Annotated in this window: 23 protein-coding genes; 7 read left to right on the top strand and 16 right to left on the bottom strand. The window is 65.3% G+C overall.

What is annotated here, in order from left to right; translation table 11 throughout:
- Window positions 1-10 precede the first annotated feature (10 nt).
- Complete coding sequence (locus M2335_RS02650; protein WP_264593677.1) at window positions 11-1,165, bottom strand: HlyD family efflux transporter periplasmic adaptor subunit; 1,155 nt, start codon at window positions 1,163-1,165, stop codon at window positions 11-13.
- Window positions 1,158-2,630 carry an efflux transporter outer membrane subunit gene (locus tag M2335_RS02645; protein ID WP_264593676.1) on the bottom strand — a complete coding sequence of 491 codons (1,473 nt, stop codon included), beginning with the start codon at window positions 2,628-2,630 and terminating at the stop codon, window positions 1,158-1,160. Before M2335_RS02645 ends, M2335_RS02650 begins: the two co-directional genes overlap by 8 nt.
- 90 nt (window positions 2,631-2,720) lie before the next feature.
- Between M2335_RS02645 and M2335_RS02640 the strand changes: the two genes are divergently transcribed.
- Both M2335_RS02640 and ald read left to right on the top strand, forming a co-directional pair.
- On the top strand, window positions 2,721-3,359 hold the full coding sequence (locus M2335_RS02640) for a TetR/AcrR family transcriptional regulator (RefSeq protein ID WP_264593675.1): 639 nt from the start codon (window positions 2,721-2,723) through the stop codon (window positions 3,357-3,359).
- 92 nt (window positions 3,360-3,451) lie between these two features.
- On the top strand, window positions 3,452-4,570 hold the full coding sequence (gene ald / locus M2335_RS02635) for an alanine dehydrogenase (protein WP_264593674.1): 1,119 nt from the start codon (window positions 3,452-3,454) through the stop codon (window positions 4,568-4,570).
- On the opposite strand, the gene M2335_RS02630 is transcribed toward ald, so the two are convergent.
- Window positions 4,567-5,490 carry a hypothetical protein gene (locus M2335_RS02630; RefSeq protein WP_264593673.1) on the bottom strand — a complete coding sequence of 308 codons (924 nt, stop codon included), beginning with the start codon at window positions 5,488-5,490 and terminating at the stop codon, window positions 4,567-4,569. The genes ald and M2335_RS02630 overlap by 4 nt on opposite strands.
- Before the next feature lie 2 nt (window positions 5,491-5,492).
- A complete protein-coding gene (locus tag M2335_RS02625) occupies window positions 5,493-6,500 on the bottom strand; it encodes an aldo/keto reductase (protein ID WP_264593672.1) in 1,008 nt (335 codons plus the stop codon).
- 169 nt (window positions 6,501-6,669) lie between these two features.
- On the opposite strand from M2335_RS02625, the gene M2335_RS02620 reads away from it, so the two are divergent.
- The 4 genes from M2335_RS02620 to M2335_RS02605 all read left to right on the top strand — a co-directional run bounded on the left by M2335_RS02620 (window position 6,670) and on the right by M2335_RS02605 (window position 10,583).
- Window positions 6,670-7,230, top strand: a complete 561-nt coding sequence (locus M2335_RS02620; protein WP_264593671.1) for a nuclear transport factor 2 family protein — start codon at window positions 6,670-6,672, stop codon at window positions 7,228-7,230.
- Window positions 7,227-7,718 carry a nuclear transport factor 2 family protein gene (locus tag M2335_RS02615; RefSeq protein ID WP_264593670.1) on the top strand — a complete coding sequence of 164 codons (492 nt, stop codon included), beginning with the start codon at window positions 7,227-7,229 and terminating at the stop codon, window positions 7,716-7,718. The genes M2335_RS02620 and M2335_RS02615 overlap by 4 nt, the downstream gene beginning before the upstream one ends.
- A gap of 132 nt (window positions 7,719-7,850) precedes the next feature.
- The gene (locus M2335_RS02610) at window positions 7,851-8,027 is read left to right on the top strand and encodes a YezD family protein (protein ID WP_264571822.1); all 177 of its coding nucleotides are present in this window, start codon (window positions 7,851-7,853) and stop codon (window positions 8,025-8,027) included.
- Window positions 8,028-8,132: 105 nt separating this feature from the next.
- Window positions 8,133-10,583, top strand: a complete 2,451-nt coding sequence (locus M2335_RS02605; RefSeq protein WP_264593669.1) for a TonB-dependent receptor — start codon at window positions 8,133-8,135, stop codon at window positions 10,581-10,583.
- Window positions 10,584-10,757: 174 nt separating this feature from the next.
- On the opposite strand, the gene M2335_RS02600 is transcribed toward M2335_RS02605, so the two are convergent.
- Window positions 10,758-12,224: a carotenoid oxygenase family protein gene (locus M2335_RS02600; protein WP_264593668.1), complete on the bottom strand. Its 1,467-nt coding sequence runs from the start codon at window positions 12,222-12,224 to the stop codon at window positions 10,758-10,760.
- A gap of 217 nt (window positions 12,225-12,441) precedes the next feature.
- On the opposite strand from M2335_RS02600, the gene M2335_RS02595 reads away from it, so the two are divergent.
- Window positions 12,442-14,727: a S8 family serine peptidase gene (locus tag M2335_RS02595; protein WP_264593667.1), complete on the top strand. Its 2,286-nt coding sequence runs from the start codon at window positions 12,442-12,444 to the stop codon at window positions 14,725-14,727.
- A 151-nt stretch (window positions 14,728-14,878) separates the two neighbouring features.
- On the opposite strand, the gene M2335_RS02590 is transcribed toward M2335_RS02595, so the two are convergent.
- From M2335_RS02590 to M2335_RS02540, 11 genes are all read right to left on the bottom strand, one after another.
- A complete protein-coding gene (locus tag M2335_RS02590) occupies window positions 14,879-15,238 on the bottom strand; it encodes a HesB/IscA family protein (RefSeq protein ID WP_181558414.1) in 360 nt (119 codons plus the stop codon).
- Between the two features lie 95 nt (window positions 15,239-15,333).
- Window positions 15,334-15,831 (bottom strand): SUF system Fe-S cluster assembly protein, encoded by a 498-nt coding sequence (locus M2335_RS02585; RefSeq protein WP_264593666.1) that lies wholly within the window; start codon window positions 15,829-15,831, stop codon window positions 15,334-15,336.
- Window positions 15,828-17,039, bottom strand: a complete 1,212-nt coding sequence (locus M2335_RS02580; RefSeq protein ID WP_264595344.1) for a cysteine desulfurase — start codon at window positions 17,037-17,039, stop codon at window positions 15,828-15,830. Before M2335_RS02580 ends, M2335_RS02585 begins: the two co-directional genes overlap by 4 nt.
- Before the next feature lie 301 nt (window positions 17,040-17,340).
- Window positions 17,341-18,093, bottom strand: coding sequence for a SufD family Fe-S cluster assembly protein (locus tag M2335_RS02575; protein WP_264595343.1), 753 nt, complete (start codon window positions 18,091-18,093; stop codon window positions 17,341-17,343).
- A complete protein-coding gene (locus tag M2335_RS02570) occupies window positions 18,093-18,437 on the bottom strand; it encodes a hypothetical protein (protein WP_264593665.1) in 345 nt (114 codons plus the stop codon). Before M2335_RS02570 ends, M2335_RS02575 begins: the two co-directional genes overlap by 1 nt.
- The gene (gene sufC / locus M2335_RS02565) at window positions 18,434-19,180 is read right to left on the bottom strand and encodes a Fe-S cluster assembly ATPase SufC (protein WP_264571817.1); all 747 of its coding nucleotides are present in this window, start codon (window positions 19,178-19,180) and stop codon (window positions 18,434-18,436) included. Before sufC ends, M2335_RS02570 begins: the two co-directional genes overlap by 4 nt.
- Entirely contained in the window at window positions 19,180-19,647 is a 468-nt protein-coding gene (locus M2335_RS02560) for a hypothetical protein (protein ID WP_264593664.1), read from the bottom strand. Before M2335_RS02560 ends, sufC begins: the two co-directional genes overlap by 1 nt.
- A 33-nt stretch (window positions 19,648-19,680) precedes the next feature.
- Window positions 19,681-19,980 (bottom strand): cytoplasmic protein, encoded by a 300-nt coding sequence (locus tag M2335_RS02555; RefSeq protein WP_264577201.1) that lies wholly within the window; start codon window positions 19,978-19,980, stop codon window positions 19,681-19,683.
- Between the two features lie 127 nt (window positions 19,981-20,107).
- Window positions 20,108-21,595, bottom strand: a complete 1,488-nt coding sequence (gene sufB / locus M2335_RS02550) for a Fe-S cluster assembly protein SufB (protein WP_264593663.1) — start codon at window positions 21,593-21,595, stop codon at window positions 20,108-20,110.
- A complete protein-coding gene (locus M2335_RS02545; protein ID WP_264573823.1) occupies window positions 21,592-22,080 on the bottom strand; it encodes an RrF2 family transcriptional regulator in 489 nt (162 codons plus the stop codon). Before M2335_RS02545 ends, sufB begins: the two co-directional genes overlap by 4 nt.
- A 156-nt stretch (window positions 22,081-22,236) precedes the next feature.
- Window positions 22,237-23,115 carry an AraC family transcriptional regulator gene (locus M2335_RS02540; protein ID WP_264593662.1) on the bottom strand — a complete coding sequence of 293 codons (879 nt, stop codon included), beginning with the start codon at window positions 23,113-23,115 and terminating at the stop codon, window positions 22,237-22,239.
- Between the last annotated feature and the right edge of the window lie 16 nt (window positions 23,116-23,131).

Here is a 23,131-nt window from a genome sequence, read left to right as displayed (position 1 = left end):
CCGGTCGCGCTCACTGCACCGATGTATCGACCTCGGCGGTCATCGAGAGCCCGACCCGCAGCGGATGCGCGGCCAGCTCCTTGGCGTCGAGCGCGACGCGCACTGGCAGGCGCTGCACCACCTTGATCCAGTTGCCGGTCGCATTCTGGGCGGGGATCAGCGCGAAGGCCGATCCGGTGCCACCCGAAAAGCCGACGACGCGGCCATGATATTCGACGTTGCTGCCGTACAGGTCGGAGACCAGCGTCACCGGCTGGCCCGGCTTCACCTTGGTGAGCTGGCTTTCCTTGAAATTGGCATCGACATACACCTGACCGACCGGGACCACGCGCATCACCGTCGCGCCCGGCGCGATGCGCTGGCCCACCTGCACGGTCCGGTTGGCGATGACGCCATCGATGGGTGCGCGGATGACGGTTCGCTCAAGATCGAGCTCGGCCTGACGCACTTTTGCCTTTGCGGCGAGCACATCCGGATTGGTCTCCACGGTGCTGCCCTGGATCAACGCATCATTGGCGGCGAGATTGCCCGCGGCAACCCCGCGCGAGGCGTTGGCCTGCGCCATGGCGGCCTTGGCCTGCTCCAGCGCGGCACGCGCGCTGGCCAGCGCGTTGGTCGCCGCCGTCAGCTCATCACCGGAGACTGCGCCATTGGCGGAGAGCGCCTTGCGCCGGCTATAATCGACCTGCGCTTTCTCGAACGAGGCCTGCGCCGCGACGAGTTGGGCCTGCGTGCTGCGGATGTCCGCGCCCCGGGCGAGAACCTGATCGGACAGCGCGTTACTTGTCGCGCTCGCCTGCCCGAACTGGCGGCGCGCCTTGGCCAATTCGGCCTGCGCGGTCGCGAGGGCAATCTGCGCATCGCGATCATCGAGCCGGACAAGGATGTCGCCCGCCTTCACGCTGTCCGTGTCCGTCTTGAGCACGGCCGCCACCTGTCCGCCGACCATGGGGGTAATCTGCGCGGTATCTGCGCCGACATAGGCATTGTCGGTCTCGACATAGTGGCTGCCGATGGCGGCATACCATCCGCCATAACCGATGCCCGCGAGCAGAACCGCGCCGGCAATCGCCAGCAAAGCCGTCTTGCGCCGACTGCGGGAGGGCGCAGCGTCCGACGTTTGCGTTGCAGTAGCGGCGGGGAAGTGAGGGTCAGCTTCAGCCATGGGTAGCATCCTTGGTGGGCGTCGTTTGGGCAGCCGTGCCCGTATCGGTAAATCCGCCGCCGAGCGCACGGACGAGTGCGACGTCGAGCGTGAAGGCCCGCGCCTGAAGATCGGCCACGGTGCGCTTGGCCTGCAGCGCACGGTCCTGCGCGGTCAGCACATCGAGAAAGGTGGAGAGCCCACCCTCGTAACGCTGCGTGGCAATCGCATAAGCCGCTTCGAAATCCGCGAGCGACTTGCGCGATTGCTCAAGCTGAACGGCAAGCGCGCGCTGGCTGACGACGGCATCTGCGACGGCGCGATAGGCGTCGGTCACTGTCCGGTCGTAGCTCGCCACGGCCTCGTCATAGCCGGCGCGGGCGCCTTTATACTGCCCTTGCAGCGCGCCGCCGCGAAAGATCGGCAGGGTGATCGCCGGACCGACACTGCCATAGTCGGAGCCGCTCTTGAACAGGTTGGATAGCCCAAGCGACTGAAAGCCGAAGATCGCGGACAGGTTGATAGCGGGATAGAAATCGGCGCGGGCAACCTTGATGCGGCTCGCCTCGGCCTCCACCCGCACCCGCGCGGCGGCGATATCGGGCCGGCGACCGACCAGATCGGTGGTGACATTCTCGGGAATGCCCCGCGCCGCGATGGTCACCGCCGGCGGCATGATCGCCAGACCGCGATCGGGGCCGGCGCCGAGCAGGGCCGCCAGCCGGTTGCGAGCCAGCCCGATCTGCTCATCCGTCGCGGCGAGATCGCTGCGGGCGGCCGGAACGGCAGCGCTGGCCTGCTTGAGCTCTGCCTGGGTATCGAGGCCGGAGGTCACGCGATCGCTCACCAGGCCCTGCGTCTTCTCGCGCACCTCCAGCGCCGTCTGCAGCACCGCTCGCTGCGCGAACAGCCGCGCCAGATCGGCATAGGCATCCGCGACATTTGTGGAGAGCATCAGCGCCGCCTGCTGATAATCGAGCTGCGCCGCCTCGGCATCCGAGCGGGCAGCGGCATAGGCCGCGCGATTGCGACCCCAGAGGTCAAGATCGAAACCGAGCGCGGCGTGGACATTGCCCGAGCTGTTCCAGCCCTGCGGCACGAAAGCCGGCGGAATGCCGTTATTATAGCTTTGCTTGGCAGCGGAGCCGCCGGCGGACACATCAAGCGAGGGCAAGCGGGCCGCGCCGGCCTGCTGGGCGATCGCCTCGGCCCGGCGGACGCGCGCTAGCGCAACCGCGAGATCCGGCGCTCCGGCCAAGGCCTCCTGAATCAGCCCGTCGAGCTGCGGGTCGCCATAGCTGGCCCACCAATCTGCCTTGACCCAAGGCGCGCCCGGGGCAGTCGGAGCCAGGCTCTGGCTCACCGCGTAATGATCGGCCGGCGCGATCGCCGGTGCCGGGCCCATATGAGGGACGGCCGCGCAGCCGGGGAGAGCCAGCATCGCGAGCAGGGCACCAGCGCGTCGGGACAGGAAAGTCGTGGCCATGAGTCGAAAAACCGTACTGTTGGGTACAGTCAGCGCTCTGATCCTCAATGACGGGGTTGTCAACAGAAAACTGTACTGTATAGTACGGTTATGGAGCAGGATACCGAAACACTCCCCGTCACGCGCCGCGAAAGCCGCAAGCAGGACCGCCGGCAGGCCATTGTCGACGCTGCGCGCACCTCATTTCTGGAGCATGGTTATGCCGGCACGTCGATGTCCGGCCTGCTCAAGACGCTCGGCGGCTCCAAAGCGACGTTGTGGGGCTATTTTCGATCCAAGGAAGACCTGTTCGCCGCAGTCGTTGAGGAAGTCAGCCTGCAGTTTCGCGCCGAGATTCAAGATGTGCTGGCAACGAAGGCCGATCTTGAGTGCACGCTTATCGCCTTCTGTCGCGCCTTCCTGCGCAAGATCACGTCACCCGATGGGCAGGCCACCTGGCGGCTGGTCGTTGCGGAGAGTGGGCGCTTTCCCGAGGTCGGCAAGATTTTCCATGAGCGGGCCGCGCAGCCTGTCCAAGGCGCATTGCAGGCTTTCTTTGCCCGGCAGATCGCCAGCGGCGCGCTGATCGAGGAAGACCCCGCAGTCATGGTGGAAGCTCTGATGGGCCTGTGCATCGGCCAGCACATGCGGGCGATCTGGGGATTCGAGCGACTGAACGACGCCGAGATTGACGTCTATGCACTCCGCTTCACGCACATCTTCATGCGGGCCTACGCGCGGGGCACCTGAGATCCGGGCGGCGCATCGTCGCCCCCGCGCGGCCCGCAGCCTCATTGTCTCCAACACATCCTCTCCTATGTGCAGAAGACAGGAGAAATTCGATGCGCATCGGGACAGTCAGGGAAATCAAGAACCACGAATATCGTGTCGGCCTCACCCCGGAGAGCGTGCGGGAACTGGTGGCGCACGGCCATGAAGTCTGGGTCGAACAGGCCGCGGGTCTAGGCATCGGCAGCAGCGATGAGGATTATCGCGCCGCCGGGGCGATCATCCAGCCCGATGCGCGGACGGTGTTCGAGCAGTGCGAGATGATCGTCAAGGTCAAGGAGCCGCAGCCCGAGGAGCGCGCGATGCTTCGGCCCGGGCAGATTCTCTACACCTATCTCCATCTCGCCCCTGATGTCGCCCAGACGGCCGATCTGGTTCGCTCCGGCGTGACGGCCATCGCCTATGAAACGGTGACCGGGCCCCACGGCACGCTGCCCTTGCTCAAACCGATGAGCCAGGTAGCGGGGCGGATGAGCATACAGGCCGGCGCGACCGCGCTCGAGAAGGCGCATGGCGGGCGCGGCGTTCTGCTCGGCGGCGTGCCGGGCGTCCTGCCGGCGAAGGTGGTCATTCTCGGGGGCGGCGTGGTCGGCTTCAATGCCGCGCAGATGGCCACAGGATTGGGCGCCGACGTGACGATTCTCGACCGCAATCCGGATGTTCTGGAGCGCCTCGGCACCCACTTCGAGGGGTGCGCGAAGACCCGCTTCTCGGGCCGCGCGGCGCTTGCGGAAAGCCTTGTCGATGCGGATCTGGTGATCGGCGCGGTGCTGGTACCCGGTGCCACTGCGCCGAAGCTGGTCTCACGCGACATGCTCTCGTCCATGAAGAGCGGCGCGGTGCTTGTCGATGTCGCGATCGATCAGGGCGGCTGTTTCGAGACCAGCCGGCCCACCACTCATGCCGAGCCGACCTTCATCGTGGATGGCATCGTGCATTATTGCGTCGCCAACATGCCCGGCGCCGTGGCGCGCACGAGCACTTATGCGCTGAACAACGTCACCCTGCCCCATGCGCTCAGCATCGCCGATCTCGGCTGGCGCGCCGCGCTTGCCCGCGACCCGCATCTGGCCAATGGCCTCAATGTCCATGCCGGCAAGGTCACCTGCCCCGCCGTCGCGGAGGCGCTGGGTTATGAGGTGGAGCCGGTGAAGGCCGTGCTCGGGCTCTAGATTCCGGAAACGGTCGGCCCCTCGCCAAAGGGCATCAACGGGCTGACGCCCAGCACATCGGCCAGCGGTCTGCCATCGCTGAGCCGCCGGAACAGCGCATAGGCAATCCAGCGGGCGCGACCATCGACATTCGGCGCGCCGCGCCCTGCCAGATGATCGCTGATCCGAACAGTGCGCGTCTCCAACGAGATGCGCGTCAGCCCGGTCCGGTTCTCCACCCCGACATGAGCGTGCTGCGCCGAAAAGGCGATGATCTCGCCCGGCGCGATCAGCACCGGCGTGCCCTGGGCGGCATCGATGGGGACGAGCGGGCGCGGCGCCATGCGACCGCGATCGGCCGAGGCACTGCCGGTGCGGCGCCGAGCCATCGCTTCGGCGAGATCGAAATCGGCGCTGTCATTGGGGATCGGCCGGTCGAACAATTCGGGCAGAAACGCGAAGGTGCGCCCGCTTGTGATCGGCCAGACCGGCGCCCACCAGTTGATCTGCGCCGCCAGATTGGTGCCCCAACTATCGCGATGAAAGCCGACCGTCGCGGTACTGCGCGCGTTGTGCGGCTGGTTATCCGCCGGCACGGGCGGCTGGAAGCGCAGCAGCAGCCGGTCCCGCGCCACGTCGTCGGCCTGCAACCCCACCGCCTCGAACAGCGCGCGCCATAAGTTCTTGGCTTGCGCGTCATTGGAGAAGGCGCGCTGTACGGCGTCGAGCGTTTCCGCCAGCGCCACCCTGTCCAGCGCCGCGTGAATGCGCTCCGGATCGTGGGGCGCGAGGTGCTGCTCCACGAAGGCGCGCGCATGATCCGCCAGCGCGCGCATCGCCGGAAGCGTCCTGAAGCGGACGATATCGCCGCGATAGAGCCGATCATGCAGCGCATCGACCGATACCGCCGGGGCCGCGTAGATATCCGCCGCAGCGGCCATGCTCAGTCCCGCACCTGCCGGCCCTCGATGGGATAGGCCGGATCGGTATAGCCATGGGTGGAGGCATAACCGGGGGCCACCAGTCCGTCGGCAAAGGCCTCGTCCTCGGGGCCCATCGGTACGCTCAGCGCATCGAGATAGGCATCCCACTGCGCCTCGGTACGCGGGCCGGCAATCGCGGCGCTGACGAAGCGGTTGCGCAGCACCCAAGCCAGCGCGAAGGCGACGGTGCTGACCCCCTTGGCGGCAGCATGGGCATTCACCGCCTCGGCAATGGCCAGCGATTCGGTGCGCCACTCGGTCTGCTTGAGACGGATGTCGCCCCGCGCAGCGCGGGAATCGGCCGGCGGCGGCCCGTCACCGGCATATTTGCCGCTCAGCACGCCCCGGGCCAACGGGCTGTAGGGCACCACGCCCAGGCCATAATGGCCGGCGGCGGGCATCTGCTCCACCTCAACGAGGCGATCGACCATATTATAGAGCGGCTGACTGGCGATCGGCCGATCCATGCCGATGGCGTCCGCCGCGCGGCAGATCTCGGCAATGCGCCAGCCGCGAAAGTTCGACACGCCATAATAACGCAGCTTCCCCTGCGCGATTAGATCGTCAATCGCCCGCAACCCTTCCTCGAAGGGCGCATGAGGATCGGCCTTATGGAAATAAAGGAGGTCGATATAGTCGGTGCCCAGCCGCTTGAGGCTCGCCTCGACATCCTGCACGATCCATTTGCGCGATTGCCCGCCCTCATTCGGCCCCTTCCCGAAGGCATGGCCGAATTTGGTGGCGACGACCCAATGATGCCGATGGTCGCGGATCGCCCGGCCCACCACTTCCTCCGACTGGCCGCCATTATAGCCATCGGCGGTGTCGAGAAAATTGATGCCTTGATCCCGCGCCTTGTGGATGATCCGCGTGGCGGTCGGCTCGTCCGTCGCGCCGCCGAACATCATGGTCCCAAGGCAAAGCGGCGAGACCTTGAGGGCGCTGCGTCCCAGATAGCGATAGTCCATAGTCCCTCTCCTCTCCCTCCTGACACGATCGTGCGATTGGCAATCGCTACCATGCTAAGCAATCGCCGTCAGCCTTGAGGACAGCGCATCCATTCAAATTTCCATCTTCGGCCATTAGCCTCCGCTCGATGATGCCCGGCAAGGGCGCATAGAACGGAGGGAGAGTGCGATGCGTGATGCAATTATAGCTGCAGGCCTGCTGGCCATGGTCGGACTGAGCGGGGCGAGCCTCGCGGAGACGCCAAAAGCGCCGCTCACCGTCGAGCAACGGCTGCAGCGGGTGGAGGATGAGCTGGCGATCCGGCGTATCATCGTCGATTATGCCGCCACGCAGGATGCCCGCGACTATACCACCTATGCGAATCTGTTTGCCACTGATGGCGAATGGGCGAACGGCAAGGCCGTCCACAAGGGGCGCGCGGCAATCCGGCAGTTGCTCGTCAACCTCTATGGCACGCCGCCCGCGGGCTTCGTGAACAACGAGAACTATCACCTCACGTCCAATATCCAGATCGACATCGACGGCAACCGGGCGACCGCGCACTCGCGCCACCTGCTCATCTGGCGTGGCCCGAATGGCGAGCCGGTGCCGGCGCTCGCGGGCCGCTATGAGGACGAATTCATCCGCGAGAATGGCGAATGGAAAATCCGGCGCCGCGTCGATTATCCGGTGATGCCCACAGCCGAGGAATGGATGAAGGTCGTCCGCGCGCGTCAGGCCGCGCAATGATCGCGCTGCGCTCCATCGCCGCGATCGCGCTGCTCGCCGGCGCGACTCTTCCGGCCAGCGCCCAGCGCAACGAGACCGCCGATCGCGCCGCCATCCACGCGCTGCTCGTCGCTTATGGCAGCACGCTCGACGCGCGCGACTTCGCGGGGTTCGGGCGACTGTTCGGTAAGGATGGCGTCTATGCCGCCGGCGGTCGCGCAGAAGCGCGGGGGCCGGCTGCCGGCGAGATGATGCGCAAGGTCTTCGCCGGCAATGCCATGGGCTTCGCCGAGCCGAATTATCACCTGTTCTTCAACGAGGTCGTGACCTTCACCGGCTCGGACAGCGCGAAGGCGACGTCCATGTCCCTCTACGTCGTGCCGGATGAGCGGAACCGGCCCACGCCCATGCTCATGGCCGCCTATGAGGACGATCTGGTGCGCGAAGACGGGCGCTGGGTCTTCGCGCGCCGGTCGGTGCAAGGGCTCATGCCTGCGCGCCGACCTTAGCGGAGATTGGGCGGCGCAGGAGGAAGCTGCTGTTCCTCGCGGAAAAGCAAATGTTCATCGCAATCCTATTGTCAATATAATCGATTAAGTTAAGTTAGCGCCTCCGACCCGGCAAAACAGGAGGAACGGCCGATGTCCACACCCACGCCCCATTCCGCTGCGCAGAGCGGGGATGATCCCCATGGCAGCGCGCTCTCTCTGATTCGGCAGCATTTGGACCGCCTCAAATTCGGCGCCGTGCATCTGACTGTGCACGAAGGCCGCCTCGTCCAGATCGAGGTGACCGAGAAGACCAGGCTGACCGCCTGACCCATTCCGTCGGGCCGCCTGGCCGCCCGAACCGATAACAGACCCATAGCATGATGCTGACCGGACCACTGGAGGCATCCCTTTTCCAAACAAGGGGATTTCACCATGGTCAACAGACCGCTTCTTTCGCTGAGCGCGCTCGCCGCAGCTCTTCTCTTTCATGGTACCGCGCAAGCGGACGAAACCGCGGGCGCAGCGCCGGCTACCGGCTCCCGCAGCACGGCCGTAGCGCATGAAGACCGCAGCGCCCCGCAGGAGATCGTGGTGACGGCGCGCCGGCGCTCCGAAACCTCGCAGGAAATCCCGATTGCCGTCTCCGTCGTCGGCGGCGCCCAGCTCGACAGCACCGGGGCCTTCAATGTCGGCCGTCTCCAGCAGCTTGCGCCCACGCTGCAATTCTATTCGTCCAACCCGCGCAACACGGCCGTGAACATCCGCGGCATCGGCGTGCCCTTCGGCCTCACCAGCGACGGCTTCGAGCAGGGGGTCGGCATCTATGTCGATGACGTCTATTATTCGCGCGTCGCCTCGGCCACCTTCGACTTTCTCGACGTTGCGCAGATTGAAGTGCTGCGCGGGCCGCAGGGCACGCTTTACGGCAAGAACACCACAGCCGGGGCGATCAATATCACCACCAACCAGCCGACTTTCGACTTTGAAGGCAAGGCGGAGGTCAGCGTCGGCAACCTGAACTTCAAGCAGGCTAAGGCCGCCATTTCCGGCCCTCTCTCGGACACGCTGGCCGCGCGCATCGCCGTCTCCAGCACCAGCCGGCGTGGCACGATCTATAATGTCACGACCGACCGCTGGATTCAGAGCCAGGACAATATCGGCCTGCGCGGGCAGTTGCTCTGGAAGCCCACCGATACCTTCAGCGCCACCCTGGTCGGCGATTACAGCAAGCAGGATGCCATCTGCTGCGGCTCCGTGTTCGTGCGCACCGGCGCCACGCAGCGCCCGCTCAATCGCCAGTTCGCGGCGCTGGCTGCCGCGCAGAACTACGCCCCGCCCAGCCTCAACGGGTTCGACCGCCTGACCGATCTGGATGCCAGCCTCAATGCCGGTAACGTCATCGGCGGCGTCGCCCTGCGGCTGAAGTGGGATGTCGGCCCCGGCACGCTCACCTCCGTGACGGCCTGGCGCAGCTGGAACTGGAAGCCCGAGAACGACCGCGATTTCACCGGATTGCCGGTCGTCACGCTCTCGCAGAACCCCTCCCAGCAGGACCAGTATACGCAGGAGTTGCGCTACAATTACAGCGGCAAGCAGTTCGATTTCGTCCTCGGCGCCTTTGCCTTCAACCAGCGGATCGACACGCAGGGGACCGAGCAGCATGGTTCGGCATCCAGCCGCTGGACGCTGAACCCGACCAGTGCGCTGGCCAACCAGCCGGCTGTGCTCAACGGGCTGACCGCGCGCAACTCGCAATATCTCAAGAGCACCAGCCTGGCGCTGTTCGGCCAGCTGGCCTGGAAGGCCACCGACGCGCTGACCATCCAGCCGGGCCTGCGCCTCAACTATGACAAGAAGGAAGGCTTCTACCAGCGCCGCGTCTTCGATGGGCAGGGCGTGGAAATCCTCGCGACGGACACGGGCGCGGTGCGTGCGGCGCAGCTCGGTGTCTTTACCCCGCAGCTCAGCGCGCCGGAGGCCAGCGACTGGAACTTCAGCTACGACCTCACAGTGAGCTACCGCGTGGCCCCGGACATTCTGACCTATGCGACCTATGCCAAGACCTTCAAGACGGTCGGCATCAACCAGAACGGCCTGCCCACCGATGCCGCCGGCAATCCGATCCTCGCCGCCGGGCAGATCCGGCCCGAGCAGGTCCAGCATTTCGAGGCCGGCATCAAGGCGCAGTTCTGGGATCGCCGCGCGACGCTCAACCTCTCGGCCTTCCGCACGGACATCAAGGACTATCAGGCCACGGTGAACAACGGCCAGTTCGGGGTGCTGCGCGGTTACCTCGCCAATGCCGACAAGGTCCGCTCGCAAGGCGTGGAGGTCGACTTCTCGGTGCGCCCGAGCCAGCGCTTCAATGCCTATGTGAATGGCGCCTACACGGACGCGACCTATCGGCGCTTCGTCGACGCGCCCTGCCCGCCGGAGCTTTCTGGCGGCACGGCGGCCGGGAGCAATGCGCCGAGCGCGCCGGGCACGCCCGGGGGCTTGAGCCCGGCAAATTGCGACATCTCCGGCCAGCGCCTGCCGGGCGTCTCCAAATGGGCGCTCTCCTTCGGCGCGGAAGGCAATGTGCCGGCAACGCTGCTGGGCCAGACCGGCGAGGTGTATCTCGGCTACGACGGCAGCTATCGTTCCAACTTCTCGTCCAACGCCTCGCCCTCGGCCTATACCTGGATCGATGGCTACAGCCTGTCGAACGTCCGGCTGGGCTTCCGGACGGATGCCGGCCTCGACATCTTCGGATGGGTGCGAAATGCCTTTAACGAGAATTATTACGAGCAGCTGTTCGTCGGCCCCGGCAATACCGGCCTGATCGCCGGCCTGCCCGGCGACCCCCGCACCTGGGGGGCAACGGTGAAGGTCTCGTTCTGATGGGAAGGGGCGGGAGGCTAAAAATCTCCCGCCCTAATGCGCGCCAGAAACCACCCCTCCGTTCGTGTCGAGCGAAGTCGAGACACCAAAGCGCAGCGCTGGGCGTGTCTCGACTTTGCTCGACACGAACGGGATGTTGGGATGGCGGCCTTTAGAGGGAGTGCAACCTCGCCCTCAAATGCCCGCCAGCTGCGCCCCAGTCGACCAATTACCGTGCAACCCCTGCCGGATACGCACCGGCAGCTTAGCCCGGGCGATCGGTCCCTCGTCGACATGCTGGGCATCGAAGAAGCACAGCTCCGAATAATTGGTCACGTGATTGTCGACCAGCGCGATGACATAGCCCTCGCCTTCCGGCGCATCCGCTGATTTCGGAACGAAGCAGGGCTCCTGGATGCCGCATTGCGGCCCGGGCCACCAGCTCTTGGTGCTCCCGGTCGCCAGATCGATATGAGCCAGGCTGTTGATCATGCCGACGAACGGCCCGCCCGGACCTTCATAGGGTTTCTCGCGATCCATCACGAGCATCCAGCCATGGCGATAGGCTTGCGTCGCATAGCGATCGTCGATGCGCGGAAACTCGTCGGCGAGGTTGGTCAGCTTCTCGATGCTCTCGAACTCGTCACTGTTGGACGCCATGTCGACGCTCCAGCGGCTGAGATAGCCCAGTCCCGCAATGGGATCGAACGGCGCGCCGTGGATATCGGGGAAGAAGGGGAAGCTGTTGTTGGCCGCCACCGGATGATCGAAGTAGATCCGCGTGCCCTCGTTGAAGGCGTTCATCACATGCCCCACGAAGCAGTTGGACGGCGCCTTGAACCAGCGCATGTCGGCCGCCGTGGCACCCGCCTGGCGCGGCAGCACGGCAAGCCAGACCGGCTGGGTGGTATCGAACCCGAAATAGGGTAGGCGCTTTTCCAGCCGCTCCATGCTGGTGAGCAGCGGCATGACCGAGAAGACCGCATAATCTTCCGTCACGCCGAAATCATGCATCATGCACAGATATTTGTTCTGGAAGGGAATCTCGAACAGCAACTCACCGGTTGGCGAGATTTCCATATAGCTCATGTCATGGGTCATCGGCCCTTTGGACATGTAAGAGAAGGCGCACATATTGCCGGTGGCCGGGTCGATCTTCGGATGGGCGCAAAAGGTCTTGCTGTCGATCCGACCGCCGAAGTCGGTGTAGCCATGGGTCTCCAGCGTGTTCGGGTCCATGAGCAGGCAAGGGCTGTCCTCCTTCATGGCGTAGAGCTTGCCGGCATGGACCAGCACATTGGTATTGGCGGTGCCGCGAATCTGCCCCTCGACGCTCGGGTCGTCGGTCAGGTGATTGCGGTACATGCCGAACAGCGACTTGCCGGCCTTGTTCTCCAGCTTCCATTTGTCGGTCTGCGCATAACGCTGGCGGAAATCGACCTTGCCATCCTTGACCCGGAACATGCTGACCATGCCGTCGCCATTGAAGAACTGGTCGTCCTCGAATTTGGGCGCGAACTGATTGTCCGGGTGGACGCGGTGGAAGGCGCCATCCAGATCGGCGGGGACTTCCCCCTCGATTTCGACGTCGTGAATGTCGCCCTGCAAACGGAGCGGGCGAAGTGTACCGGTGAAACCGAACGTGTTGGGGAAATGGGCCATGCGTCGCTCTCCTCGATTCTCTCTCTCGCGCCTGATCTACCGGCCCGCGCATCTGCAGAAATTGATCGAGCGCAATCCACGCCTGGATCATCTCGTCGCCTGATTGGACAGGCTGGCAACCGCGCCCTCGCAGCCCCTGTTTTTGCGGAACAGCTCGTTAACCAGGCGACGCTAGTGTCGCAGCGCGCATCGTTGCGCGGACGGGGAACCTGCAATCATGCGGCATGTGATCGCTTTTGGCTCGGTAGTGGCGCTGCTGACGCTGGCCGGCTGTGGGGGTGGCGGTGGCGCGCTTAACTCGACGCCCACACCCGCACCGGCTCCCACACCGACACCGACTCCGACCCCGGCACCCACGCCCGCGCCGACCCCCAGCACGGTCAATTACGACACCAGCGAATACCGCAATTCCTCCGGCCTGCCTTATCATGGCGCGATCACTGCCTATCAGGCGGGCGCCAGCGGCGCGGGTGTGACGGTCGGCGTGGTGGACAGCGGCCTGTCGGATCCGACCGGCGAGTTCACCGGCCGGATTAGCGCCGCCTCCGCGGACTTTGCCGGCAATAGCAGCTACACGGATGTGGAGGGCCATGGCACGGCGGTCTCGGCGGTGCTGGCCGCCGGACGCAACAACCGGCGCGTGATGGGCATGGCTTGGGGCGCGACCGTGATGGCGTTGCGGACCGACGACCAGTCCGACTGCGATGCCGATGGCTGCAAGCACAGCACCACGGCCATTGCCAACGCCATCGACCATGCCAGGATCAATGGCGCACGGATCATCAACGTCTCGCTCGGGGGCGGCGCGGCTCCCAATTATCTGCTGCAGGCGGTGAAGCGCGCCACCCAGGCCGGCATCATCATTGTCATTTCCGCCGGCAATAACGAGGACGGCCAGCCCATGATGGCCGCGCCGGACGAGCTGGCGCAATCCTTTGCCAACCCGGCCTATAGCAACGGCCTCGTGATCATCGCGCCATCGGTAAACAGCAATGATACGGTGAGCAGCTTCTCGGCCGGTGTTGCCGGCTTCGAGAGCGTGAGCATCGCCGCGCTCGGCAGTCGCGTCCTGTCCTTCGATCACACCGGCACCGACTATCTCTACTCCGGCACATCGTTTGCCGCGCCGCAGGTGGCCGGCGCCGCTGCGCTGCTGGCGGATGCCTTCCCCAATCTCACCAGCGCGCAGATCGTTGCGCTGCTCAAGAACAGCGCGCGCGATGTCGGCGCGCCGGGCGCGGATGCGCGCTATGGCGTGGGTATCCTGGATATCGCCAAGGCCTTCCAGCCGGTCGGGGCGCTCAGCATGGCTGGCACACAGATCGCGCTCTCACCCCTTTCGACCAGCATACTGTCCGCACCGATGGGCGACGCCACGCCTGCCGCGCTGGATGCGGTTGCGCTGGACGATTATCAGCGTGCCTATCGCGTGGACCTGACCCCGCGCTTCGCCCGCCCTGCACCGCGCCGTGAGTTCGCCGCTGCGCTCGACACCGCCCAGCGCCATCTCAACCTCGGGACGCCGGCGCTTAGCCTGTCGCTCAATCTCCGCCCGACAGTTGAGGCGACCACCACGCGCGATCCCTTCGCGTTCCGGCAGTCGGACGAGGCCCGCACCCGGCTGCTCTCCGGCACGCTGAGCGCGCAGATCGCGCCCCACGCGCGCGTGTTGTTTGGCTTGCGGACGGGCATCGCCGCGTTGGAACAGCGCCTCGCCGACCGTGCCGGCCCCAGCTTCCTGATGGCGGATCATGGCTTCGATGCCGATCATGCCGACCGGCAGGCGCACGCTGCCGTCACCGTCTCGCAGCAGCTGTCACCGGCGCTGACCGTCATCGGCGGGTTCGAGCGGGGCGATATGCAACGTGCCGCTCTCGCGGATACCGAGCAGTGGCGCGCCACGCCCTATCATGCGGCGTCGCTCTCGCTCGACTATCAGCGCGGGGCGATCGGCCTCACTGCCGGGACGACGATGCTGGACGAGCAGGCCACGCTGCTCGGCGCCCGCTTCTCCGCCAATTTCGGTGCACAGTCGGCGCGTAGCCTGTTTGCGCGGTTGGGTGCGCGCGCCGACCTGCCGGGCGCCGTCCGCCTCTCGGCCAACTGGCAGCGCGGCTGGACCCGCGCCGCGGCCGGCGGAGCCTTGCGCGAAGGCGGATCGCTGGTCAGCCAAAGCTGGTCGGCCGATCTGGCCCGTGGCGATCTCTTCGCGCCCGGCGATCTGCTGGGTCTGCGCATCTCCCAGCCGCCGCGTGTCATCGCCAGCCGCTTCATGCTGATCGTACCGCAGACCTGGGACTGGGAGCAGCAAATGGCGACCGACGCGCGCGTGCCGCTCAACCTCGTGCCGCGCGGCCGCCAGCGCGATTATGAGCTGAGCTATGGGCGCGGCATCGGCCCCGGCTGGCTCGGCGCCAACCTCTTCCTGCGCGAGCAGGGCGGCAACATCGCGGCCATACCCGACGAGCTGGGCATGGCTCTGCGTTGGTCGGTGGGGTTCTGAGGCTCGACTGCTGCCGAACGTAGGCTGGCCAAACCGAGCCCCCCTGTTCCGGTCATTCCCGCGAACGCGGGAATCCAGAACCCCGCGGAACTGCGATTGCGCCCCTGGATTCCCGCGTGCGCGGGAATGACGAGAGGAGAACTGCCCGCCTTCAGACGGTGAAGCTTTCGCCGCAGCCGCAGGCGCCCTTGGCGTTGGGATTGTTGAACACGAAGCCGGCGGTGAAATCGTCTTCCACCCAGTCCATGGTCGAGCCGATGAGGTAGAGCACCGAGGCGGCATCGATGAAGAACAGGCCGCCGGGCGTCTCGATCCGCTCATCGAACGGCGCGACTTCGCTCACATAGTCAACGGAATAGGCCAGCCCCGAGCAGCCCCGGCGCGGCGTGGAGAGCTTGACGCCCATCGTGCCCTCAGGCGCCTTGGCCATCAGGTCCGCAACACGCTGCTCGGCGGCCGGCGTCAGCGTGACGGCGGCAGGCAGCGGGCGCTTGGTGGTGGTCGTGGTCATGGCTCCGTCCTTCACAGTAACTCCGGTCGGGCAGGTCGGGAAATAACCGCCAGCCCCCACCCCAACCTCTCCCCTGAAGGGGAGGGGCTAAGTGTTTACAGCATCCCCAGTTCCAGCTTGGCTTCATCGCTCATCTTCTGCGGGTCCCACGGTGGGTCCCAGACGAGATTGACGTCCACCAGCCCGACGCCGGGCACCGATCCCACGCGCATTTCCACTTCGCCCGGCATCGATTCCGCGACCGGGCAATGCGGCGTCGTCAGCGTCATGGTCACGGCGACATGATTGTCCTCGCCCACCTCGACCCCGTAGATCAGCCCGAGATCGTAGATGTTCACGGGGATTTCCGGATCGAAGATGCTCTTGAGCGCATCGATCACCGCATCATAGGTCGCGCCGCCCGGCTCACCGGCGGGCGCATCGCTGGGCTTCTGGGCAAGAAAGCCCTCCAGATAGTCGCGCTTGCGGGCGACCTTGTCCGAGGCATTTTCAGCCGATGACGGCACATCCTCCACCACATCGCTCACGCGAGCGCGCGGCGGCGGAGCGACGCCTTCGACTTCCTCGGTTCTGATTCTGCTCTCGTCATTCATCCGAATATCGTCCTGACCCGATCGAGGCCACGCAGCAGCGCCTCGATATCGCTTTCATCATTGTAAATCCCGAAGCTGGCCCTCGCCGTCGCCTCGACGCCGAGATGCGCCATGAGCGGCTGTGCGCAGTGATGGCCCGCGCGGATCGCCACGCCGCTCTCATCCAAGATAGTGCCGATGTCGTGGGGATGAACCCCCTCCATCACGAAAGAGACGATTCCCGCTGCATCCTCCGGCCCGAGCAGGCGGATGGTGTTGATGCCGCGCAACGCCTCGCGCGTGCGTGCGACCAGCGCATCCTCATGGGCAGCCATGCGATCAAGCCCGATCGCCTCGACATAATCGATTGCCGCCGCCAGCCCGATCGTCTCGATGATCGCAGGCGTCCCAGCCTCGAACCGCGCCGGGGGCGGTGCATAAGTGGTGCGGGCGAAGGTCACCTTGTCGATCATCGCGCCGCCGCCATGATAAGGCGGCATGGCCTCGAGGATCTCGCCCCGCGCCCACAGTACGCCGATGCCGGTCGGGCCATAGAGCTTGTGGCCGGAGAAGAGGTAGAAATCGCAGCCCAGCGCCTGCACGTCGATGGCGAGACGCGGTGCGGCCTGACAGCCATCGACCAGCAACAGCGCCCCGGCACCATGGGCAATCTCCGCCACGCGCCGCACGTCCAGCACGCTGCCGAGCACATTGGAGACATGCGCAAGTGCCACGAGCTTGTGCTCCGGGCGGATCATCGCCGCCATGGCATCCAGATCGATGCGGCCATCCGGCGTCAGCGGCGCGACGTCGATTTGCGCACCGGTCCGCTCGGCAATGAGCTGCCAGGGCACGATGTTGCTGTGATGCTCCAGCGTCGAGAGCAGGATGCGGTCGCCGGCCTTGAGATTGGCCCCGCCCCAGCTCTGCGCGACGAGATTGATCCCCTCGGTCGCGCCGCGCACGAAGACGATCTCATTCTCGCTCGGCGCGTTGATAAAGCGCGCCACGCGACGGCGCGCGGCCTCGAAGGCCAGCGTCATGTCCGCCGAGCGCGCGTAGACGCCGCGATGCACAGTCGCATAATCCGCGCCCATGGCCCGCACCGTGGCCTCGATCACCGCCTGCGGCTTCTGTGCCGTGGCGGCGGTATCGAGATAGTGCCAGGGCTTGCCGTCAACGGTGACGAGGCCGGGGAAATCGGCGCGACGGCTGAGGAGCGCGTTCATGGTTGCGGCGGAGGGTGTCTCGACTTCGCTCGACACGAACGGGGTCTTGGTCGTCATCACGCTGACATCTCCGAACAGAGCGCGCGAGCGCGAACCCGAGGCCGGAATAACCCGATCAACCCCACCCTTCCGTTCGTGTCGAGCGAAGTCGAGACACACCCAGCACGGCCCCTTCCCTTGCTCCTGCGAAGGCAGGAGCCCTGGGCGGCAAGGGCAGTCGGTTGCGCCCTAGGCTCCTGACTTCGCAGGAGCACGGGGGCGGCAGGGGTCAGCGACCCATTCAGAAGAGCAGCGCGCCCCATCATCCCAGTGCCTCCAACCGGGCCCGCGCTACCGTCGCGAACCGCTCGCGCTCGGCCTCGTCGGCCATGTCGTCGAACAGCCCGGCAATGAAGGCTTCGAGCAACAGCGCCTTGGCGCTTGTCGGATCGATCCCACGCGAAGCCATGTAGAACAGGGCAGCGGCATCAAGCTGGCCGATGCTGGCGCCATGGGCGCACTTCACGTCATCGGCGAAGATCTCCAGCTCCGGCTTGGCATTGGCCGTGGCGGTGCGGCCGAGCAGCATCGCCTTGAAGCTCTGGGCGGCATCGGTCTTCTGCGCATCGCGCGCGACGCGGATCTGGCCCAGATAATTGGTCGTCGCCTTGCCCGCCGCGATCGCCCGCACGGTCTGTGCACTGGTCGCTTCCGGCTCGGCATGGTTGAGCGTCGTCACCAGCTCGATGGTCTGCGACGCGCCACCGATCAACGCCGCCTTCAGCTCGAAATGCGCATGGCGCGCCAGCGTTACGTCGAAGGTGACACGGCCCAGCGTGCCGCCGCTGTTCAGCAGATGGACGTTGAGCGTGCCGCCCGCGCCGATCTCGACCAGATGATCGCGCACGATGCTCTCGCCGTCCGCGCCATCCTGCAGCAGTGCCAGCGTGCGCACTTCACCGGGCGCGACGACGATCCGCTCGGGGGCGCCCACGGGCCAGACCTGCGCCGCAGCGTCGAGATCGCTATAGCGCCAAGCCTCGTCGCGGCGCGTGGGGAGCGTTGCCGGTGCCATCATGCGCCGCCTCCCGCACGCTCGGTCGACAGATACTCGCGAATGCGCGCGACCAACGAGGGCCGGGCCTTGTCCACACAGGCGCGCACCTCGTCCTGCGACGCCTTGCCCTTGCGCACGCATTGCGTGGTGGCCTTGCACAAGGCCGCATCGAGCTTGCGCACGCCGGTCGATTCACTCAATCCGCAATGATATTTGCCCGCCGCGTCACGCGTGACGCCCACCTGGACGCCGCGCAGGCGCTGCGCGATGACGGTGATGTCCCCGTCGGTCGCGCCCTCATTCGGCACCGGCGGCGCAGCGACGGCGCTCTGCGCGAGCATCAAGGCGGCAATCAAACTCATGCGGCGACCACCTCGGCATAGCCGTCTTTCTCCAGCGCGAGCGCCAGTTCCGGTCCACCCGATTTCACGATGCGGCCGGCCGCGAGCACGTGCACGAAGTCCGGCTGCACATAATCGAGCAGGCGCTGATAATGGGTGATGAGCAGCACGGCTTTGTCCGGCGCGCGCATGATCGCGTTGATCCCGGCGCCCACGGTCTTGAGCGCATCGATATCGAGGCCGGAATCGGTCTCGTCGAGAATCGCCAGCTTGGGGTCCAATATGCCCATATGGACCATCTCGGCGCGCTTCTTCTCGCCGCCGGAAAAGCCCACATTCACCGGGCGCTTGAGCATCTCCATATCCATACCGAGCAGCGCCGCCTTCTCGCGCGCCAGCCGCAGGAAATCGGCGGCGGACAGCGGCTCTTCACCGCGCACGCGGCGCTGGCTGTTCAGCGCCTCGCGCAGGAACTGGACATTGGAGACGCCGGGAATCTCGACCGGATATTGGAAGCCGAGAAACAAGCCGGCTGCGGCGCGCTCATGCGGCTCCATGTCGAGCAGATCGGCGCCGTTGAACGAGACGCTGCCCTGCGTGGCTTCATAACCGGGCCGACCGCCAAGCGTATAGGCCAGCGTGGACTTGCCCGCGCCGTTCGGCCCCATGATCGCGTGGATCTCGCCCGCATTGATCGAGAGGCTGAGGCCCTTGAGGATGGCCTTGCCGTCGATTTCGGTGTGGAGATTGTCGATGGTCAGCATCAGCGCGCGCCTTCCTGCTCGTGCTGGCGGATGAGCGTGCGGGCCGTCCAGAAGGCCATGTCACGCACATCGCCGGGGGCGGGGAACAGCGTGTCGATGTGCCGCTTGATCGGCATATAGGGCCACCAGTCGGCGCCAGGCTCCGGTGCGCCCTTCTCCAGCAAGCCCACGACGAACTCGCTCACCGGCCCCATGCGCGCGAGATTGGGCGCCTTGGCCTTGTGGAACGCCTTGTGCGTGCGCAGCCGCTCGGTGAACGTCGCATCGCCCTTGGCCAGCGCCTCGCGGCACTGCGCCTGATAAGCATCGAGATCGCCGAAATCCTTGACGGCACGCGGCTGAAGCTCGCCCTCTTCCAGTTCGTAATCCTCGGTCAGGATGCGGATCGCCGCCGTCCATGACTGGCCGTTGCCGACATCTTCCGCGAAATCGGCGAGGGCATCCTGAATATCGTCTTCGTCGCTCAAAAGTCTGTCCTTCGATTCTTAAATTCTTGATCGTCAGAACCAGATGCTGTGCATCCGCTTCAAAAATGCTTCATCCGAAACCCGGAAACCAGAAGCATCCCCAATCACTGAGTCGATGCCGCAGTTCGGGCACAAGGCTGTTCCGCCATCATCAACCCAATCCTCTATCCCGGCAGCGGCGAAACTAGTGCAGCAGTAAAAACAACCCGCCACGCTACTTCGATCAAGCTCCGTCCGATGGTTAGCGCAATGGACGTGCGCTTCCACCTCGGGACCGCCTTGTCGCTTTAACTCGGCGGGATTTGCGCTGACCTCGTCGAACTCGCCGGTCACCCTCCGATGGCCTTATCTAATTCGTCACCCCGGACTTGATCCGGGGTCCAGCTGCCTTTCGGCGCTGCGCTGGACGAAGCGGGATGCCGGATCAAGTCCGGCATGACGGTGGGAGAAAGCGCAGGAGTCACCCAACCGATCCCTCAAGGCTGATCCCCAGCAACTTCTGTGCTTCCACTGCGAATTCCATCGGCAGCTGTTGGAGCACATCCTTCGCGAAGCCGTTGACGATCAGGCTCACCGCCGCTTCCTGATTCAGCCCGCGCTGCAGGGCGTAGAAGAGCTGATCGTCGCTGATCTTGCTCGTCGTCGCCTCATGCTCGACGATGGCGCTCGGGTTCTTCACCTCGATATAGGGCACGGTGTGGGCGCCGCACTGGTCACCCAGCAGCAGCGAATCGCACTGGGTGAAGTTGCGCGCGCCTTCCGCATTGGCGCTCATCCGCACAAGGCCGCGATAGGTGCCATTGGACTTGCCGGCGCTGATGCCCTTGGAGACGATCGTCGAACGGGTGTTCTTCCCGTTGTGAATCATCTTGGTGCCGGTATCGGCCTGCTGGCGATTGTTGGTCACCGCGACCGAGTAGAACTCGCCGACGCTGTTCTCGCCGTTCAGCACGCAGCTGGGATATTTCCACGTGATCGCGCTGCCGGTTTCCACCTGCGTCCAGCTCACCTTGCTGTTGCGCCCTTGGCAGAGCGCGCGCTTGGTGACGAAATTGTAGATGCCGCCCTTGCCCTCAGCATCACCGGGATACCAGTTCTGCACCGTCGAATATTTGATCTCGGCATCGTCCAGCGCGACCAGCTCGACCACGGCGGCGTGGAGCTGGTTCTCGTCGCGCTGCGGGGCGGTGCAGCCTTCCAGATAGGAGACGTAGCTGCCCTTGTCGGCGACGATCAGCGTCCGCTCGAACTGGCCGGTGTTCTCGGCATTGATGCGGAAATAGGTGGAGAGCTCCATCGGGCAGCGGACGCCCTCGGGAATGTAGACGAAGGTGCCATCCGAGAACACCGCGCAGTTCAACGTGGCGAAGTAATTGTCATGCATCGGCACGACCTTGCCGAGCCACTTCTTCACCAGATCGGGGAACTCGCGGATCGCCTCGCTGATCGAGCGGAAGATGACGCCGGCTTCCTCCAGCTCTTTGCGGAATGTGGTGGCAACCGAAACGCTGTCGAACACAGCGTCCACAGCAACCCGGCGCGCGCCCGCGACATTGGCGAGCACCTTCTGCTCCTCGATTGGAATGCCCAGCTTCTCGTAAGTCCGGCGGATTTCCGGATCGAGCTCGTCCAGGCTGCCCAACTCGACCTTCTTCTTGGGCGCCGCATAATAATAGGCGTCCTGATAATCGATCGGCGGCACGTTGAGTTTCGCCCAATCCGGCGAGTCCATCGTCAGCCAGTGGCGATAGGCCTTGAGGCGCCACTCCAGCATCCATTCCGGCTCGTTCTTCTTGGCCGAGATGAAGCGGACAGTGTCCTCGCTCAGGCCCTTGGGCGCGAACTCCTGCTCGATGTCCGAACTGAAGCCCCACTCATAGTCGCTCACCTTCTTGGCGGCGGCGAGCGCATCTTCATTCTTGGGGCGGGTATCGACCGGGGCAGTCATTGCACGGACTCCATGGCGGTTGCGCTTGCAGGGCCAGTCAGGCCCGGAGGCGAGAAAGCCGCAACCGGCAGCGTTTCAGGGGAAGCGATGAGATGAGCCAGCGTGACATGCGCCAGCGCATCGCGGACCAGCGCGTTGACGCCGATCCAGTGCGGGCGAATGTCGCAGGGCTGCGAGAGGGCGCAGCATTCCGCCCCGTGCGGCTCGAGGCAGCCAGTGAGCGCGATCGGGCCATCGACCGCTTCGATGATGTCGGCCAGCGTGATCGCCGCTGCCGGACGCGCCAGCTTGATGCCGCCGCCGCTGCCGCGCGTCGCCTTGATCAGCCCGGCCCGGCCGAGCAGGCTCGCAAGCTTCTGTCCCGTCGGCACCGGAATGCCGGCCTTGGCCGAGAGGCTCGCCGCATTCGCCCGCGCGCCACCGCACTGCGAGGCGGCGGTCCGCATCATCAGCACGGCATAATCGGCAAGGCTCGACAGGCGCATGTTTGCAAACGACTCTCAAATCGGAGTAAATCGGTCTGATTGCGCAAATGGGCCGACGCTCGGCGGAAATCAAGCCCGAAAGCAGAGCAATTCGCAGCGCGGGCGCTTCTGTTGCCTTACGCCATCAGGGGCGGGCAGGCGACAGCGGCTGGCGAGTCAGCTGATCTGGCTCAACCTGGCGATCCCGTCCTTGAGCTCAGCGCGCTTCATCGAGAGGCGAATCACGATGCTGGCCCGCTCGCGCAGCTCCGTGGGCGTGAGGCCCGTGAAATGCTTGATCTCGCGGATGAAATGCGACTGATCGTAGAAAGCATCGCCGCTCACTTCCGCCCACTCCAGATCTTCGCGCGCGAGAACCTGGGCACAGCGCAGCGCCCGATATTTGCGCGCCAGATATTTGGGCGGCGCGCCGTACAGGCGATTGCACCAGCGCGCGAGCTGGCGCGCGGAAAGGCCCGTCGTCTCCTGCAGCACCTCGACCCGGGGCGACTGCTCGTCTGCCAGCCAGCGGTCCACGACCTCGATGAATCTGCGCTCCGCATCCGGGACGGGATGAAGGTGATCGCGGATGAAAGCCCAGAAGATATCTTCCGCACTGCCAGGATCATCGATCCTCCGCAGCGCTGACAGCATATCGGTCCAGCCGGGGCCGAACCGCGCAGCGAGATCGACCACATCATCGGATGCCGCATCCGCATCGCCGGCCCGCAGCGCCGCCCAGCCCAGCGGCAGAACGGAAACCCCGAAGACCTGCAAAGGCCCGTGCACATCGAAATGGGTCGCCGCGCTGGTCGCGCCGAGCAGGCAGCATTCAGGGGTCTCCGCCCGGTGCCCGTCCACGAACCGATAGGCACCCGAACCAGCGAGCATGAAGCGAATTTGCGCGAAGTCCGCACGGGTATGGTCCGCCACGCGCGGCTGGTCCGCGGTGAACAGGTACATCGCGCCAAAATAATGTGCCAGATCGACAGGCGGAACGAAGTAGCTGAGCGCTACCATGTCCGCAGTATCGGCAACGGAGAATCTGTGACGCACGCGCGACCCTGACCAC

Source organism: Sphingobium sp. B12D2B, assembly GCF_025961775.1.
Lineage (GTDB): Bacteria > Pseudomonadota > Alphaproteobacteria > Sphingomonadales > Sphingomonadaceae > Sphingobium.
The sequence above is the reverse complement of the archived record's forward strand: the minus strand, read 5'-3'. Positions and strand labels throughout refer to the sequence as shown.

Excerpts from the sequence above, each read along its gene's own strand:
- M2335_RS02595 (WP_264593667.1), top strand. The coding sequence starts at position 12,442 with ATGCGGCATGTGATCGCTTTTGGCTCGGTAGTGGCGCTGCTGACGCTG.
- M2335_RS02640 (WP_264593675.1), top strand. The coding sequence starts at position 2,721 with ATGGAGCAGGATACCGAAACACTCCCCGTCACGCGCCGCGAAAGCCGC.
- M2335_RS02650 (WP_264593677.1), bottom strand. The coding sequence starts at position 1,165 with ATGGCTGAAGCTGACCCTCACTTCCCCGCCGCTACTGCAACGCAAACG.
- M2335_RS02590 (WP_181558414.1), bottom strand. The coding sequence starts at position 15,238 with ATGACCACGACCACCACCAAGCGCCCGCTGCCTGCCGCCGTCACGCTG.
- M2335_RS02585 (WP_264593666.1), bottom strand. The coding sequence starts at position 15,831 with ATGAATGACGAGAGCAGAATCAGAACCGAGGAAGTCGAAGGCGTCGCT.
- M2335_RS02575 (WP_264595343.1), bottom strand. The coding sequence starts at position 18,093 with ATGGCACCGGCAACGCTCCCCACGCGCCGCGACGAGGCTTGGCGCTAT.
- M2335_RS02615 (WP_264593670.1), top strand. The coding sequence starts at position 7,227 with ATGATCGCGCTGCGCTCCATCGCCGCGATCGCGCTGCTCGCCGGCGCG.
- M2335_RS02630 (WP_264593673.1), bottom strand. The coding sequence starts at position 5,490 with ATGGCCGCTGCGGCGGATATCTACGCGGCCCCGGCGGTATCGGTCGAT.
- M2335_RS02600 (WP_264593668.1), bottom strand. The coding sequence starts at position 12,224 with ATGGCCCATTTCCCCAACACGTTCGGTTTCACCGGTACACTTCGCCCG.
- M2335_RS02625 (WP_264593672.1), bottom strand. The coding sequence starts at position 6,500 with ATGGACTATCGCTATCTGGGACGCAGCGCCCTCAAGGTCTCGCCGCTT.
- M2335_RS02605 (WP_264593669.1), top strand. The coding sequence starts at position 8,133 with ATGGTCAACAGACCGCTTCTTTCGCTGAGCGCGCTCGCCGCAGCTCTT.
- M2335_RS02610 (WP_264571822.1), top strand. The coding sequence starts at position 7,851 with ATGTCCACACCCACGCCCCATTCCGCTGCGCAGAGCGGGGATGATCCC.
- M2335_RS02570 (WP_264593665.1), bottom strand. The coding sequence starts at position 18,437 with ATGAGTTTGATTGCCGCCTTGATGCTCGCGCAGAGCGCCGTCGCTGCG.
- sufC (WP_264571817.1), bottom strand. The coding sequence starts at position 19,180 with ATGCTGACCATCGACAATCTCCACACCGAAATCGACGGCAAGGCCATC.
- M2335_RS02545 (WP_264573823.1), bottom strand. The coding sequence starts at position 22,080 with ATGCGCCTGTCGAGCCTTGCCGATTATGCCGTGCTGATGATGCGGACC.
- sufB (WP_264593663.1), bottom strand. The coding sequence starts at position 21,595 with ATGACTGCCCCGGTCGATACCCGCCCCAAGAATGAAGATGCGCTCGCC.
- ald (WP_264593674.1), top strand. The coding sequence starts at position 3,452 with ATGCGCATCGGGACAGTCAGGGAAATCAAGAACCACGAATATCGTGTC.
- M2335_RS02620 (WP_264593671.1), top strand. The coding sequence starts at position 6,670 with ATGCGTGATGCAATTATAGCTGCAGGCCTGCTGGCCATGGTCGGACTG.
- M2335_RS02645 (WP_264593676.1), bottom strand. The coding sequence starts at position 2,630 with ATGGCCACGACTTTCCTGTCCCGACGCGCTGGTGCCCTGCTCGCGATG.
- M2335_RS02580 (WP_264595344.1), bottom strand. The coding sequence starts at position 17,039 with ATGAACGCGCTCCTCAGCCGTCGCGCCGATTTCCCCGGCCTCGTCACC.